This is a genomic window from Pseudoalteromonas sp. MT33b, assembly GCF_014117385.1.
Lineage (GTDB): Bacteria > Pseudomonadota > Gammaproteobacteria > Enterobacterales > Alteromonadaceae > Pseudoalteromonas > Pseudoalteromonas lipolytica.
In genome coordinates this window covers 1,730,193-1,747,334 of record NZ_CP059831.1, presented here as the reverse complement: position 1 = coordinate 1,747,334, position 17,142 = coordinate 1,730,193, and the positions used below count along the sequence as shown (strand labels likewise).

Annotated in this window: 9 protein-coding genes; all 9 read right to left on the bottom strand. The window is 43.7% G+C overall.

The window, feature by feature from the left end:
- Positions 1-47: 47 nt before the first annotated feature.
- Positions 48-701 (bottom strand): hypothetical protein, encoded by a 654-nt coding sequence (locus H3302_RS08020; RefSeq protein ID WP_182396365.1) that lies wholly within the window; start codon positions 699-701, stop codon positions 48-50.
- A complete protein-coding gene (locus tag H3302_RS08015) occupies positions 691-3,621 on the bottom strand; it encodes a hypothetical protein (protein ID WP_182396364.1) in 2,931 nt (976 codons plus the stop codon). Before H3302_RS08015 ends, H3302_RS08020 begins: the two co-directional genes overlap by 11 nt.
- Before the next feature lie 2 nt (positions 3,622-3,623).
- Positions 3,624-10,820 carry a hypothetical protein gene (locus H3302_RS08010; protein WP_182396363.1) on the bottom strand — a complete coding sequence of 2,399 codons (7,197 nt, stop codon included), beginning with the start codon at positions 10,818-10,820 and terminating at the stop codon, positions 3,624-3,626.
- Positions 10,813-11,223 (bottom strand): DUF6950 family protein, encoded by a 411-nt coding sequence (locus tag H3302_RS08005; protein WP_182396362.1) that lies wholly within the window; start codon positions 11,221-11,223, stop codon positions 10,813-10,815. Before H3302_RS08005 ends, H3302_RS08010 begins: the two co-directional genes overlap by 8 nt.
- The gene (locus tag H3302_RS08000; RefSeq protein ID WP_182396361.1) at positions 11,207-11,797 is read right to left on the bottom strand and encodes a hypothetical protein; all 591 of its coding nucleotides are present in this window, start codon (positions 11,795-11,797) and stop codon (positions 11,207-11,209) included. Before H3302_RS08000 ends, H3302_RS08005 begins: the two co-directional genes overlap by 17 nt.
- A complete protein-coding gene (locus H3302_RS07995) occupies positions 11,797-12,405 on the bottom strand; it encodes a hypothetical protein (RefSeq protein WP_259369893.1) in 609 nt (202 codons plus the stop codon). The genes H3302_RS08000 and H3302_RS07995 overlap by 1 nt, the downstream gene beginning before the upstream one ends.
- Before the next feature lie 82 nt (positions 12,406-12,487).
- Complete coding sequence (locus tag H3302_RS07990; protein WP_182396360.1) at positions 12,488-13,369, bottom strand: hypothetical protein; 882 nt, start codon at positions 13,367-13,369, stop codon at positions 12,488-12,490.
- A 54-nt stretch (positions 13,370-13,423) separates the two neighbouring features.
- Positions 13,424-16,822, bottom strand: coding sequence for a tape measure protein (locus tag H3302_RS07985; protein ID WP_259369892.1), 3,399 nt, complete (start codon positions 16,820-16,822; stop codon positions 13,424-13,426).
- Positions 16,782-17,132, bottom strand: a complete 351-nt coding sequence (locus H3302_RS07980) for a hypothetical protein (RefSeq protein WP_182396359.1) — start codon at positions 17,130-17,132, stop codon at positions 16,782-16,784. The genes H3302_RS07985 and H3302_RS07980 overlap by 41 nt, the downstream gene beginning before the upstream one ends.
- Between the last annotated feature and the right edge of the window lie 10 nt (positions 17,133-17,142).

The window sequence follows — 17,142 nt, the reverse complement described above, 5'->3', positions numbered from 1 at the left end:
AGGCAGTTTAAAACTGATTTAAACTACCTTTAAACTTAAAGAAGGGCTTAGCTGTTTAAAGCCCATGTTTGAGCAAAGTTATCAGTCGCTAGTTGGTGTGCTTCTATAATTTCGGCTTTCGTACAATCAATCATTATTCCAGTTCCAACATCAGCAGTTGACCAAGGAATAATATCTGAATCATTTAACTGCCAATGTTTGATAAGTGCATTAGCTAGTCGCGTAATACTCAACTCGTCGGCATCGAACTTTTTGCCTGTTGATATTTCAACAATCGCATTATCAATTTGGCTTTGGCGCTCAAGTTTAAAAATAGTGACCTTGTACGGTTCAAGTACTTCCTCGACAGTTCTTATCGCTGGCCGCTCTGGTGCCGATGGTAAAGGCTTAGGCTCGACTTCCGTTATGCTGCCATCCTCCTTTGCAACCGGCGCGGGTAAGTTAGCGTTGTATTGTTCAACTTCGTTTAGTTCGACTAAGTAATTGTAATAGGCGCCAGCCCATCCCCATTGTTCCGTTTTACTCTCAAGCTCAGCGAATAGTGCTAAATTTCCAATTTTACCTTTAGCTATAAGTTCAGGGATATTCTTCGCGCCTACGGGCCCTTGTAGCAAAGTTGGCAAACCCTGCTCGTTAAGAACAGGGTTTTGCTCGTCATCGAGAACGATAAAATCTAAAATAGCGTCTAATTTATTTGTCATTTTTAATCCATCCTAAAGGTTCTACACAACGAGCTGTACCAACTAAAACAGTGTTACCATTTTCGTCGGGCATTGTGGTTTGGTTATCTGCGATATGAACTTTGCCATCATCCCCCCAGTCGATGCCGTTGTTCTTAAGTTCTGTATATGCGTAGTTAATAAAGGCTTGCTGGTTTTCAACTACGTTATAGTTAAGAGCTTTGAACGCAGGGGAATCCACTGTATTGATATCAACAGGTGTATGCTTGACAGGATAACTAATAGAATTTGGTAATTTTCTATCAAAACTCAAAGAACCTTGAGAAAGGTTGTAGGTCATTGTTCTAGCAAACGTGTTAGTCCCTACCAATGTTTTACTTATTAAAGAATCTGCCAACAGTTTACCACCGGTGAAAGAACTCCAAGCACTTACAAATACAGAACCTAAACCACCTTTCCTACCATAAATCTCACTATTTATAGAGCGCTTGGTAACCCTCGCCTTTACGGTATAATTTATTGCTGTAACAAAACCTACACCCCATGCCACACCTAAAATACTATTAGTCGTTAAGTCAATGGTTCTGGGTGTAGCTATCCAATTATCTCCATTATCCAAAGTATATGGAGAGGGGTAACTCTGTGAGATTTGTGCGGGCCTTGTTAATTTAAAATTCTTACTCGTACCATCCGGTATATCTTGGCACCATCCCCCAATCCATCCATTTTTCAAATCGTCACACATGAAGATATTAGCGGGATCACCTATTACATCCGCATATGTGTAATCACCAGAAACACTGAACTTTGAAAGGGACTTATCAGATGTCGTTTGTAAAATAAGAGACTCGCCCCCAACTAAACCGTGGTTATCATTTGCTGCTGTGCTACTAGCAAATTCAACTTTAACCGTCCTTAGATACCACCCTATGTTACTTGTAGTTGTATATCCTGATAACCATACAAAAAGTTTTTCCCCTGTAGCTTGATTATATACATACATCTTAGAGGTGCCTAAGTCGGTAACACTCCCAGTCCCTAATATCTTATCATCCCACCAATCAGGCTTAGTTTCCCCAAGAGAAATATATGTTGTAATTGAGTTAGGACCTACAACGAATGGCACACTGAATGGCGGTTTTTCAGTACCACGATAAGTTCCATCTTTAATACTTAAATCCGCTTCTGCAAAATCAACATCGGTTAGTCCAGAAGCCCTATACCGCATATCCCTACAAACTCCGCCTTGGCCGTTGGCATATATTGCATCATAGTAACGGTCATCAGAACGACCGCTCTTGACGCTTGCAATAGATCCTGAGCCAGTTAATAGTTTACTTGGGTCGAAACAGTCAGCTTTATAGGTGACTGTTTGTACTGTCTCATACCACCTTTTATCATCGCTGGCTTTTGCTGCACCGAACGAGTTGAAGCTAGGGTGATATGCTCCTTGATTCAACCTACTAACAGTGCCACAAACTAAGAAATAGCATTCACCATTTACAGCAATCTTAGTATTTGAGGAATCAGAACCTGAGTACTTAGCAATACCAAACAGACCTGTGTCAATTTTGTCAGAAAACAGAATAGAATTTGTAGCCCCAAACCCTACATATTGCGCTCTTTCATCTGTAGGTTTATCAACATCTAAGTATGAAACATCTGTATTTAAGGCACCTTGTGGATTTACATAGGCTTTTAATGTAGAGCCTGAAAAAGTCAATCTAGAGGTATTTAGAATCCCCTCAATAAAACCCCAATCCCCATTACCTAATCCTGCAAAACTGCGACCTCGGATACACCACTGGTAAAACTTACCTGTCTTATCATCAAATCGGATATTATTTTTAGGGTCGCTAGCTATAATAATGCGTTGTGATTCTGTAGCCGTTTGCCAATTAACACCTTTGCCACGGCTAGTTGTATCTCCTTCATACCATGCAAAGTAAGTGATTGGTCTAACAGTGTCACTTACCGTTGCTATACCATTAATACTTGTAGCCAAACTTTGGATCTCACCCTTATTATAAACAAAAGGATCTGCATCATTAATTTCACGTAAGAAGCCTTCAAGGCCCCACATATCAACTCGGTCAGTAACCACTTTATTAGTATCAGTTTCACTGGCAAAAGCGATTGCTGAGGTTGCGTGTGTCACTGAAACACCTGTTGCGCTGTCATATGTACGGGTACCATCTTCCGCAGGAGGTAATTTTACTAGCGAAAGGTCTTTTGAGGGAGCATATCCGATCGAATTTATATCTGTAATTACACCCGCTATATTTACTACAGGGTAATCTGTTTCTGAATCACCAACTTGCCCAGAAGCGGCTCCAGATTTACCCAAAGCAAAGGTATTAGATCCCAAAGAGGTAGCTGTCCATAATCCACTATTTACATTTCCACTTGAATGCCCAATACCAAAATGCACAAACCCACTGGCTGCAAACTTTTCATTATTAGCTGCACGGCGAGCTTCAAACTCGACTTTACGCATGGCCCACGGGTAGGGGTGATAGGCTTCCAGTTGTGCGGCGTTATCGGCTTCAATCTGCTTGAGAGTTTTAACTGTAGTCGTTGTGCCGTCTTTGTTGCTAAACGTTACGGTGCCTGTTTTAGTTTGCCAATCTTGCATCGCTTTATAATTGTTATTTACAAGCATGTTGGCTTCATTTAATGCCGCAACAACGGTTTTAAACTCGGCTGTTGTTGGAATAACAATACATGATTGGTTACTCTGAGTGCTATGTGACCAGGCTTGTACAAGCTCTATAAGCTGCTCGTTTGCTGCGCCCACAAATGCGCGGTTTATTTCAACTATAAAGCCTGCAAGGACTAAAAAGTCACCGCTACGTATATTGGCGACACTCTCGCCACTGTTTATTTGTACGACTTTAGAGCCGTTATTTATACTGGCCTGTTCGGCTGTAAATGCTGGCATGGTTAGTCCTCTTGCGATATTAAGGTTAATTTTTGTGATGGATCGTAACTACCGGATGTTTGAAACCCTGTACGAGCTGTAATTGAAAGTTTGTAGGTCCGGTTGGATGTGTTTAGTTTGTTGTCTGTGTACGTGAAAGAACCTGAGCAACTTTGACTCGTTGACCAAATATACTTTTTAGATTCAAAGTCATATTCACTGGATACACTGCTATTTCCCGTGAATGTTTGTGCCTTACGAGATAGCCAACCGCCATTGATGTATTCATATAAGTTGATGGTGTATGTCGGGGCAGGCGGGGCGGATGGCGATGTATCGCTGTGGCCACTTGCATTTGATGTAGCCAATAAAGAGCACACAATGTCGATAGTGCCGCCATTTGAGCCGAAGGGACCAATTGTAACGCTCGCTGTGGCTGATAAATTCGTTGTAGATAGCGCTGTACTTAGTACACCAGCTGTAATGGCTCCACCAAAATAGGCGTTACCAGCGGTATCTTTCCATTCAATACCATTTGCTTTTGATAGGGCATTGAGATTAGGTAAGCCATTACTCATAATTTTAGGGCCGTACCAATACCACAAATTATCAGGCCCAAAGCCACTGGCAAGTTCAATTTTCATGAACGCACCACCTATCAGGTCTATACGTGGTGATTCCATTCTGGTACCAGCTCTGATAGCCCTGGCATCAAGGGTATCGTCAATTATGGCGCTACCATGCACTTGCAGGGCATAACTTACCCAAGACGAGCCATTAAAGCGTTTTGTTGTTTGAATACTGGGGTCGGATGATTTGTAAATCGTGACACGATCGTGAATAACAGGGGAGCCAGGTACATTTGCATTTGCGACTGAATCAGACCAAGTACCTGTTGAAGTAGCAATATCAACAGCAATAGAGCCTCGACTACCATCAGCGCCGTCTTGTCCATTCTGCCCATTTAAACCATCTTGGCCATCAGCGCCATTTTGCCCATCAGCACCTTTATCACCTTTAATGATGTATTCAACAGGCGAAGACCAACTTGTATTAGTCCAGGTATTATTTAGTAAGTGCCAACGTGTTTTAGACACCCAGGTAATTTGTCCATCGATATAGACAGGCGTATCAGCCCAATAAGTTGGGAAGGTTTCAGATGTGCCATTAAATGTACCGCCTGTTGGGGTAGTGGGTTTGGTTAATGATGATCTAAATATGTAGCTAACAAAGCTGCCATCATTCCCATCAAAGTAATCGGTGCCTTTAACGGGGGAGTAACCGTCTTGACCATCTTTAACAATGACACTATTACCTTCACCATCTGTCACTGTGTAGGTGCCATCCCCGTTATTAGTGACAGTCGGTATGGGAGCATCTTCACCATCGCGTATTGTTATTTGCTCGCTACCATTACTAATTGTGTAAGAGCCATCAGGATTCGTTGAGAATGAAGGGGTAATACCGTCTTTGCCGTTTAGGCCATCTTGACCATCCGACCCGTCTTTACCGTCTTGCGCTTTGATATCGTCAAGGTTGCTAACAGCGTGGCCGTCACCCAGTACTAAACGGCCTTTGAATATATGCACAGGATTAGCTGGGTCTGAGTTGTCAACGTATGAGGTTGGTACAAAGGTCTCACCTACCATCACACCTTGGCGGATCACATCACCAATCAAGTCGAGGTTGCCTACTTCTCCATCGTTATAACCCGCAATCCCCACCACGCGACCGTTGTTATCAAGCGTCCAACCACCACGCGCAACTAGTTTACCGTCTAACGTCGTAAACAATTGGCGTAGTTGTTTAATGCTCGCGCTGTTTTCACCATCACTAATTTGCATATTGGCAATGAACTCAGCAAGCGGACCATTAACCCATGAACCACCATTGGCCACACATTGAACAGCATCATTTTCGCTGGTTATTTGGCCCTCGGCATTTATACAATGTCCAACGGCAGTACGGGTGTACTCTTGTGCGATTGATACTGCTTCGTTTTTTGCCGCTGCGGTGTCTTCATTTATTTTTGCTGTCAGCGTTTGCTGCAGGGTGCTAAAGGCTTGGTCTTGACTGGCAAAGGTTTCGGTTACTTCATCAAATTGCGCGATTGTGTCAGCAACAAACGATTCAAACTCTTCATCACGAACTGTGTTAGCTTCATCAATCGTCGCTATGGCCGTTGTAACATCACTAAAACGGGCGCTAACACTATCAAACGTTGCTTGATAACGTTGGTCGCGTATTACACTCGATTGATATTGGTTTGATACCGCTTGATTTAAGCTCGTAATAATTGCTTGGCTGTCATTGAATAGTGCTGCAAGCTCAAGCTGCTGTTGTGCCAGGCTTTCAAATTCAGTTGTTTGCGCTTGAAGCTTTTCGTTTGCAAAGGCCGCTTTAACATCGAGCTCTGCAAGTTCGTTATCACGGATTAAGGCATTATACGCAGCTATCACTGCGTTTAAGTCGGTTGCTTGTTGCGCCAGGCTCAAACCTTGGATCTGTACAATACTCGTTGATATTGTGCCTTCAGCGGCATCTAAGCGCTCTTGTACGTCTGAAAACTTGGCGTCTACACCGTCTTCTTGTGCGTTATATGCCGTAATGCGCTGCGCAATGTAAGCCTCTGCACCATTAATAAACTGTTGGGCATTGTTGGCTTTTTGAAGTGTGTCATTATCAGCAAACTGCTGCAGGGTCGCGCTGACTTTATACGTAGCATCAAACGTATTAAGTGATTGCTGTACGTTACTTTGAGTTTGGAAACCTTGCAGAGTAACCCACGCTGCGCCAATTTCTACAGCTCTTTGAACTGCAGGACCATCAACCCACGTATGGCCAGCCGCCTCACACGCAACAGCATCGTCTTCATCAACTCGGTTGCCTTGTGCATCAACACAATAGCCTGTTACCGCACGGGTAAACTCATTGGCCGTAGCGAGCATCGCTAAATCTTGGTTTTGAAACTCGATGCGAAGTTGCGATCCCATACTGGCACGGGCTTGCTGTTCAGTGATAATGGCTTCATCTAACGATATTAAGTCAGCTTCAGCTTCGCCCATACGCGCACTTAATTGCTCACGTGCTGTTACTTCAGTCGATAGGTCATCCGCATTAGCGCGAATTTGTTCTTCAGCCAACGCGATTGAATCATTTATACCGTTCGGTCTATTTACGAACTGAGTAATTAAATTAGTAATTGTTCCATCCGCTGCGTTGATCCATTGCTGGGCTTCTTTAGCAGCTTCAATAACACCGTCATCGTTAATTTGCTGGATTGTTGCGGTAATGCCATGCTCACCGTCAAACGTACTAATGAATTGCTGTACGTTAGACGCAGTTTGGAAGCCTTGCGCACCAACAAATACTGCTGTGTAGTTGTTAATTAGCTCAACTAATGGACCTGCTACCCATTCATGGCCAGCGGCAATACAGGCTAGGGCATCAACTTCATCAACGCGGTTTCCATCTGCATCGATACAATAGCCCACAGTCGCCTCAAGCCGTTCGTTTGCTTGGGCAACTGAGCGTTCGCCTTCTCGGGTAATTTCAGCTCTTAATTCACGTTCGGTGCTGCTTCGTGCTGAACGTTCATTAGCAAAGGCTTGATTTAAGCTTATTAAATAGGCTTGGTTTTGAGCAAAAGCACCGGCTAACTCTAATTGCTGCGTCGCTAATGAGCCAACGTCATTCGTAACAGCCGTTAGCTTTTCATTAGCAACAGCTAAGCTATAGCCTTGCTCGGCTAAATCCTTGTCTTGCTGTAACTGGTTATACGCTTGAAGGATATCTGCTAAACCTTGCTCTTTTACATCCAATTCAAGGCCGCTTATTTGCGTTACGCTTTGGCTGATTTCGCCTTTAATCGCATCTAAACTTTGCTCGGCACTCGCTATGCGCTGATTTACGCCATCTTCATTGTTTAGAATACTGGTAACTTGGTCGCGTATAGTGGCGTTTGCGCCATCAATCCATGATTGTGCAGCGTTCGCTTTTAAAATGGTGTTGTTGTCTGAAAACGCCTGTAATACTGCACTAATATTGTATTGGGTGTTAAACGAGTCAATTAAGGTTTGTACATTACTTTGTGTTTGAAACCCAAGCGCATTAACCCAGGCTGTTGTTGCGTACTGCGCCATGATACCGGTGCGGGCATTGATATCATTTTCAAGTGTTGTCGTGCGCGCGGTAATATCAGCAAGGGCTAAGTCATTCGCGCCACGTTTTCCTACTTCAATAAAATCAATGTCACAGGAGCCTAAATCAAACGCGAGGCTGGTAATTGTGCCTACATACCCATTTGTGCCGGTTGCATCAAGGGTCAACGTTTCCCATTCATCCGTTGTTGGCTCTGGTAAATGAAGTGGGGTAGCGCCGCCATTAAACGTGATATTGCCTTTCCATATTGAGCCAGTATGCTTTCGCACACGTAACCTAAACATCGGGTTTTCAGTGGCATCGTAGCTAATTACCGGTGTAGATACAGGGTTGGTGGCCACAATATAACCTTGGGCATGGTGGCTATCTGCACCCGTAAACCCTTCAACCCCCGTGTTAAATTGCCAACTGTACGCAGGTTGTAATGCCGCAAGGGCACCGGCAATTTGCCCTTCGACTTCTGCATACGTAGCACGCTGTGTAATTTGACCCGCTTGAAGCTTTAACGTTGCTTCAGCTTGTGTAATACGGTTTTGTGATTGTGCTAGTTGCTTCGCGTTGAGTGTGATTTTACTTTCAGCGCCTTCAATAAGAAGCTGCGCACTGTTAAAGCTTTCATCTGTGTAGGCAAATGCACGGTTAACGATGGTGCCGGTATCTGGATCAACATACACAGCTGCATCGATTAATCGCTCATTGTTAAAGGCTCTGCGCTCATACTCATTGCGCCAATTGGTATAGGCTGCTGTCACATTTAAAACACTTAAGCCTAAATCCTGTTGCTGTAGGCGCTGGCTTTCAATAGCAATTTGATTGATTTTAATCAGTGCAGGGAGGCTGTTGTTCTTTGATGCATCCAGTACTTCGGTAACACGTTCTAACTCATTTATTTTACTGTTTGATTGTGCAAGCTGGCTTTGTAAGTTGTTCGGGTTCTCTGCATCAATGACCTCTACTTTTTCAGCAAGGCCCGTAATCGCATTAATATTCTTAGCAATGAGCGAAGGTAAGTTATTCTCAGTCTCAGGGCGTAAACGGTCGATTTGCTGATTAATATCGTTAATTAAATTTTGTGCTTCCTGGCTTAAACGCGTAAGGGGAAGCTCATTAATAAACTCGGTTAAGTCGACTGTCGTGGTGGTGGCCGATACATCCACCCACGCGGATGAACCTAAGTGGTTCACACTGCGTACTCTAAAGTTGTATTCCGTTTCGCTCTTCAAACCAATTCGGTTATAAATCTGTGCTAAAACACGTTCACCCGATTGCGGCTGTGCGGTTGTCCCTAAGAACTCCCATTCAAACTGTGTACCAATGCCTGCAGCAGCAAGCTCGGCTGTCAGGGTGATTTGATTGTAATCAGCAAGTACATGTACAACCGGTATCGATGGGGTAAGCACGCTAAACTGCACACCGACCGTATCAGAGCGTTGGCCAAAAATATTTCTAGCGCTAATACGTGCGGTGTATTCACCAAGGGCAAGCTTAGGGGTGGTGACTTGTGTGTACGTTACTGTTGTTTTGAAGACGGGCTCACTGGATGAGGCGTGAATAAACTCAACATCGTATTCATGCACAGCCAGTGGTGTAGGGTGGTTCCACTTTACAATGCCGTTTCCATCGCCATCAATCGTCACCCGTACATCAAAAATAGGCTTCGGACGGCCCACTAAATAATCACTATTTGGGGTTAAATCTTGTGCGCCTGGTATTAAGTTATCACCCCATAAGCCAGGGCCATCTTCGATACACATTAGCGTTACGCCGCCATCTAAACGAAAACGGCGATCTGTCACACGGTAGATTTTGTTGGTAATTGATTCACCAGGTAAGTTTAAGTAGACGGTTCTACCGACTGCAGCGGCCAAGCCTTTGTGCTTAAGGGGTAATTCAATTTCACCTAAGCGTGTTTGTTCAAGGTGTATGGTGGCCAAGCGCTGTGCTGTCGTACTGCTTCTAACAAACGGTAAAGTTATCGACTTTTCTAATATCTGGTTATCATGCGTCTGGTATGCCGAAGATATCACCGGTGGCGCGTCTGTGCGCTCGTAGTTTTGCTCGGGGTCGGTAAATGTAGCGCGAACCACATTGGCGCGGTCGCGTAAATCGGCATGCCATTTAATCTTAATGTTCCCGTGAACATCATCTGCATTAATGGTGTATGTCGGGTTGCCATACCAGGCACCCACACGCACATACCATTGGCCCATTTGTCTAAAAATCTTACCCGCAAAACAGGCTTCAAGTTGGTTTAATACATCAAGGGGTTTCGTGGTAAAGGTAAAGCTGCCGTTTGTTGTATAACGTGGCTCAGTGGTGATATTGCCGTCTTTATCAGTAAATTCGGCTTCTTCATCACACACGTTAATGGCAGCAATCCACCACTCAAGCGGTAAGCGCTCAAAAGGAACTTCATGCGCGCCATAAAAACGTACATAGTGTAGGGCACATAACACCGCGTTTTGTGACCAAAGCCACGTGGTTTCATCGTCAGGGTTTTGATTCGTATCGCGCGGGTCCCACACCCGGGCACCGCGAATTAAAAACTCAGTATCGCTAATACCATCAGGAAACACTTCGCGATTATTTTCAAACTCAACAAAAATGTGTGCTTGGCCATACCCAATGTGTTCAGCAGTCCAACCTGCCATTTTAGCCACCGCTTTACTGTTCGCTGTTGTGTGGCGGCCATCGCTTAATTCGTAGTCCCAACTTTCGCTTGGGTACTCAGTAAGCGGCTTATCAGCAATGTAGATTTCTTCGAGGGCATCAATCGGGGCACCATTAATTAGCACCACCATTTGAACAAATTTCTTTTTATCGCGCTCAACTTCAGCTTGGTGAGCAATAACCCCACCAACACGGTCACGGCCAAAGGTAATGCGGCGCGGTTGGTCTATGCCTTTTTGTAAGCCCTTAGCAAGCGTGGCTAAGTCTTCTTCAGGCACATCAGGGGTAAGTGAGTCCCATAGCGCGCCCACCGTTTTATCAAAGAGACTGCGACCAATACCGAATAAGTCGCCGCCTGTGTCTACAACGGTATCGACAACTTTAGACATTACGCGGCTCCAATGGGTAAACCGCTTTCACATAGCTCATAGGTTTGGTGACTAGGCCATACTCACCCACACACACCACCGCATTAACCGTGACAATCCCGCCAACAAGTTCACCGTTAAATTCAACGATGGCACAATCACCACGCCGTGCATACGCAATGGGAATTTCAGGGTTTAAACGGTCTTTAAACACGCTTTGAACATCGTTTAAACCACGTTTAAAGAGTTGTTTAAACGCACCATTCTCAGAGCGGTATTTACCCCGAAAATCTGCAGCAACGTCTTGGCCTGTCGCAAAGCGAACCCAATCTGCTACGAGTAGGCAGCAATCATTTTTGCCCCACTGAAACGGCATGCAATTACGTTGATTTATAAAGGCGGCTAGTTTAACGGTGGCGTTCACGGCGTTTATTCCCTATGTAGTTACCAGGTTGTGTGTCAGGTAGATTTTGTTTATTGGCAGACGCTTGCTCACTGAAAAAGGCATCATCAGGATAAAGGGCGCGTTGTGTGGCATCATTCCAACGCTGGTTTAAGCGAGATTCTTTCCAGCGTTCACTTTCACCTGCCACACTTAATTGCACTTGTGATACTGCGCCGCGCTCTACATCGCATGCCACAATGTAACCACTTTCAAGCAGCTGGCTTTGGCTTACGCGGTAGTGCTCATCCACGGTAACAAGGTAGATTTCACAAGTGTGGCCAATAGGATCATTTTCAGCGACTTCAGCCAGTACGGCAGTGTCTTGTGTGTGAAGGGTTAAGCGAATACGGGCGCTGTCGTTCTTGTCATTAGCGGGGATTTCACTCACCGTGCCCAGCATACCTAAGCCATGCCAGGTTAAGTTTTTAAAACGGCGCTCTCCTACACCTGTATGCAGTAATACATCACCGCTTTTAAATGCCAGGCGAACAAAGTAACGGGCACGGCCACTAGTGGCTAAATCAGCAAGTAAACCAGCGTTTAACGACTCCATTAAAACGCCTCCCGTCCTTTAATCTTCCAGCTGGTGACAATGCCTTTTTTGTATTCAGCGCTATCGATACCCTGGTTATTATCCGCAAGGCGAAACAAACCACGCGGCTGTTTAAAGGTGATTAAGGTGTTATCAGCAGGGATTTTACGCAGGGGCGATTCAAACACGACAGTGGCACGGCCAAGTGAATCACTGACCAAATCACCGGTTAAAATCTTGAGTTCTGTATTTTGGCCAACGCCCACTTGCATACGTTCGCCAGCAACCAACAAGGTTTGGTTTAGAGGCAAACCATCAATAACCAGCGTATTGCCGTCTTGGTTTTCACCACGCACATACCCAGTAAAGTCTTTATCAAGTTGCTCTCGACGGTAATCGAGCAGGGTAAAGGTACCCACTTGCCCACGAAGGCTTGCAATAAACGCATCAAGCGCCAATGCTTCACGCTCTGGCACATTGGCTAATTCAATCTCAAACTCCCAATAAGCACCTTCAAGGTCATACACCTCAGTGGCGTTATTGGCTTTGTTTAAATGCACTTGGCTATTCGGCACTAACTTAAAGTTAGAGCGTCTAGGGCGTTTGGGTAAGGGGAGTGGAACTGTCATTGTTACCAGGCTTTAAGTAAAACACTGGTAACGAGTATAAAATTTAGGGGAGTAGCTTTCGGCTGGAAAGGGGTTTACATAGTTATATTAGTTTTCGTTTTTGAAGCTCAAAAAGTACTTCATCTGAAAGTGCTTGTATCCAACTAATTTCTTTTAACTGTCTGCATGTTAAACCAGCAATTGCTTCAAAGACAAGTTCTGCGGAATTTTTCTCGTCCTCTTTTGATGTTTTAAACAGATAAAATGCGATCTCAACAAACATTAACCAAGTGAACTTATCTAAACGGTGAAAAATAATGATTTCTAGCGTATCGAAATGAACATTTAATTTTTGTTTGTGAAACAGTAAAGCAATTGTTTTAACTTTCTCTATATAAGGAAAGGTTTCACCTGGTATTAAAAGTCTTTTAAAACTTGCCGTATGAGAGTCTTCTTCTAAAGGTTTTCCACTCATTACCTCAAAGTAATGACGTAAAAAACTTTTAAAAGTCATAATCCTCTCATCATCCGTTAATAACTCCTGATTAGCTTTGTAGCCCCAAGATTTTTCGATAAAAAGTTGTACATCATTCTCTGTTCTTTTTAGTAACACTTTTGTTTCTAGCATTAATGCAACTGAGTCGGTAACTTCAAATAGTGCATCTTTAAATACACCAAAGTTCTGCGTGTCAGTTTGCTCTTTCAGCACATTCTTAGTTTCTTCTAATTCACGCTTCTGTACTTTAAGTGCTTCACGAGAGCCAAGCCAAGTTTGATACAAAAGCACCACTGAAGCTAATAAAAGAAGGGGCGATGTTGCATTGTTGAAATAAACAAAGGAATCAACCCATTTATCCATAGGCCACGAATTTTCAAAATTAAAACGTTTTAGAAAAGCAATTGCTAAAGTTAAACACCCCAATAAAACTACTAGCACTACTAAACTAACTAAATTGTTTCCTAATGATTTTATCAAATACTTCACAAGCATTCCCTCGTATAAAAATTTCTTTTTACACGAATCTCAATTACTTAACAACTAAGCAGCGCCACGAATAGAGCGAATGATTGCACCATTACTTTGAATGTTCGCTACAACAACACCCACCACTTCACGCGCAATATCTTGGCCTATAAGCTGAGCGTTTTGCTCATTTGCTGAACCTTGTACGTTAATTTGGTTTGTAATGCTTAACGTAATACCACGACTAACTGAATCATTAGCTGCGGCAGTTCCTGCGTTATAGCGGCGTGCCATTTGGCTAATTTCAATGTTTTGTTTAGGGCTTAATACACGCTCACCGCGTTGTAATACATAGGTTGATTCATTTGGTACGTAATCTAAACCACCGTGTGCAATACCTGCTGGTTGTTGTGCTTTAATTTGTCTGACTTGCTGCATACCTTGCATAATTGCAGCTGCTGCGGCAATACCACCCAGTACAGGGCCAACAATTGGAATGGATGCAAGTGATGTAAATGCCCCCGTGGCACTTTGATAGGTATTTATCACAGCTTGCGCAATAGCAAAGGCTTTGTAAGCTTTAAATGCCTTTTTGCTTTGGCCTGCCATGCTTTTGAAAGTAGCAGCGCCTAATCCAACAATGGCTTGTGCTTTGTCTGCTTCGGTTTGTTTTTCAAAATTAGCAAAAGCAACAATGCTACTTTGTAGGGCACCAGCATAACGGTTCTTAATCTGAAATAAACGCTCCTGGTGTGCAGCTTCATCTGCTTCACGTTGGCTGAAATAGCCGGCTGCTGCATTTAATTCAGTTTGACGTTCAAGATCACGAATTTGATTATCAGCGTTGTATTGCAGCTCGCCACTGTCATCATTAGCAGCCAAACCTAGAGTAGCGCGGCGTTTTGCATCAACTCGTGCTTGTTGCCTTGCTTGCTCAACACGTAGCTCATTATTATAGGCCGCTAGTTGCTCTCTATCTGCAAACCCTTTAATAATCGCTATACGATTATCTAGATCTCTGCGTAAGTCATTTTTACGTTTTTCTTCAGCTTGGTTTTGAATACGAATTTTTTCAGCTTCACGCTTTTCTACTAACGCTTTTACATCTTCAGAGTACTTTGTGTCTAACTGTTTAAGAATGGCATCGTATTTTGCTTTATTAGCGACATCATTTTCGCGGGCAGTGATCACCATTTGGCGCTGTTTGTTGTAACTGATCTGTAGCCTTGCTTCCTCACCCGCTAAGCGCTCTTGCAACCGCTTAATATTCTCAGGTAATTCAGTTGCAGATTCAGGTTGATCTGACTTAGGTGTGGTCCACTTAATCTCGCTTAAGTTCTTTTCAAAGTTTGCAATCTCTGTAGCCGTGTCCATTAACTTAGCGCGTAACTCGGTTTGCTTATCAATGTACGATTCTAAACTTCTAATTTGACGGCTATAGGCAGAGGCAGCACGCCCAGTTGGTGCTTGGTCTTGTTGCGCTTTTAAATCAGCTATTTTGCTATAGGCATCTTCAATATTTTTACTGTATTTACTGATTTCATTTTGATTGTTGCGTAGCTGTGTAGTGGCTTTTTTATTAGCAAGTGTGTCAAAAGCAGTAGATAGATCATAAAGGTTAGTTTCAAGCTTTTTAGCGGCTACGCTTGATGTGTCGCTTTGACTTGCAAAATAAGCAAGGGCTAGGCCAGCGGTCATGATCACACCGACAGGGCCACCTAAAAAACCCATGGCAACATTTAACCCTCGTGATGCAATCGTTGCTCTAGTCGCCGCTACAGTATATGCATTTGTTGCTGCAGCTAGATTAGCTTCAGAGGCGGCAGCTCTATTGTTCGTTGCTGCTAAACGTGTAATGGCCGCTGCACGTGTCCCTGCAGTTGATGCAGAAACTAACTGACGTTTTGCCGCTGCATTTTCATACAAGGCACGTTCGCGCTCAGCAATCGCATTAATTTTGGCTTGCTTAGCTAGAGCAGCATCAGCAAGTATTGCCTGATTCTTTGCGGCTACATTTGCAATATATCCTTGCGCACTTGCAGCTAGGCTTGACACTAAACGCCCAGCTAGAACCGTTGCTAATGCGCCTGTAGCAAATACTAAGTCGTCTACAACCTCTTCGTTCTCGCGTAAATACGCCATCGTGTCCGTTATACTGTCCACAACACTGGTAACAGCAAAGTTTACTGGCTCTTCATATTTACGAATTAAGCGCTGGTATTCATTACCCATTTCAGCAAAGCTTGCGTTTATCTTGCCTTCGGTCGCTTCAGCTGCACCCGCATAATCTTCAAGTGCTTTGATCAAATAGTTTTTAAACATCTGGCTAGTTACTTGGCCATCGTTCACCATTTGTCTAAAACCGCCAGCGGCTTTACCTGCTGCTTTATCGAGTTTTTGTAATAAGCCAGGCATAGGCTCAGTAACCTGGTTTAACTCTTCAGCGCGTAATACACCTGCTGTCATACCTTGCGTCATACCAAACAAGCTTTGCCCAAGCTGTACATTGCTTGCGCCTGTTTTTGCAGCCGCATTGGCCATGCCTTCAAGTATCGCTATACCTTGCTCTTGGGTAACTACACCCGCATCTTGAAGCGTTAATATTTTACTGTATGAATCGGCTAGGGTGGTGTAACCGGTGTTTAATCTGTCAGCTGTTTCAAATAAATACGCTTGGACTCTTTCATATTCACGGGTTGAACTCGTTAACCCTTTTAATCGCGTATCAAGCATTTGTGCAGCACCGGTATCACGAACAAACATGGTTGCAGTACCAATACTCACAAGAGTGGTAAGCGTGGCACCTAATTGGCCATACGCAGTGTTCATTAAACCAAGCTGGCGATTCATTGCACCTTGTTGGCGCATAACAGTAGCCTGGCTTACGCCTAATTGTTGATTGGCCGCAACTTGGCGTTGAATTGCTGCAGGCACACGATTTAAGTCAGTAACCGTTTTTCGTGTTAATACCTGTTGTTGTCTAGCTGTTTTAGCATACGATAACGCAGCTTTATTTTGAGCTGTAACTTGTCTCTGAATTGACTCAGGAACACGATTTAATTCAGTTACGCTCTGTCTTACACTTGCATTATTTTTTGCCGAAGTTGTTTTTTGAGATACAACTGATTTTTCATTTGCAACAGCTTGTTTATCTATTGCTTTGGGAAGAACATTTAACTCATTAGCGTAATTACGAACAGCGTTACTCTGTTGCTTCATTGCTGCGGCTTGGCTTACACCAACGCGTTGATATGCAGGTATTTGTTCATGTATTGCTATGGGGACTCTGTTTAAAGCAGAAGTTTTTTTACTGAAACTATCAACTTGCTTTGCAGATTCGTCTTTAGCAACCCTTGATTGCTCTTTTGCTGCTTCTTTAATGCGATTGATATCATTTACGTTCTGACGCGCACCAGCAGTAACAGCTTTACCGTCATAACGTAAGCGTAACGCCAAATTCAAGTTGTTGCTCATCAGGTCGCCTTATCAATCCAATTATGGTGCGCTCAAGGGTTTGTACTTTGTCAAAGTCGGGTGGGGTAAGTGTTATGTTTGCATAGCGCCATGCAATATCAGCCCTGGCATAATCAAGGGCAAACTCAATCCCATTATTATCTAACTGCCATTGACTCGATGCGGTGGTTATAGCGATTACTGCAACGTGGTTAGCCGGCAATACAAATAATGTGTCGTCTTTGTCGTTTTTAGGCGCAGCTTTAACAGGTGCGCCAAAATGGGCTTCGTCGTCATCTAATGTTTGGCTTTGTGCTGCTAGGTCGCCCACAAACCACCTA

Bases quoted from the DNA above. Each gene is read 5' to 3' on its own strand.
- H3302_RS08020 (WP_182396365.1), bottom strand. From the start codon at position 701: ATGACAAATAAATTAGACGCTATTTTAGATTTTATCGTTCTCGATGAC.
- H3302_RS08015 (WP_182396364.1), bottom strand. From the start codon at position 3,621: ATGCCAGCATTTACAGCCGAACAGGCCAGTATAAATAACGGCTCTAAA.
- H3302_RS08010 (WP_182396363.1), bottom strand. From the start codon at position 10,820: ATGTCTAAAGTTGTCGATACCGTTGTAGACACAGGCGGCGACTTATTC.
- H3302_RS08000 (WP_182396361.1), bottom strand. From the start codon at position 11,797: ATGGAGTCGTTAAACGCTGGTTTACTTGCTGATTTAGCCACTAGTGGC.
- H3302_RS07995 (WP_259369893.1), bottom strand. From the start codon at position 12,405: ATGACAGTTCCACTCCCCTTACCCAAACGCCCTAGACGCTCTAACTTT.
- H3302_RS07985 (WP_259369892.1), bottom strand. From the start codon at position 16,822: ATGAGCAACAACTTGAATTTGGCGTTACGCTTACGTTATGACGGTAAA.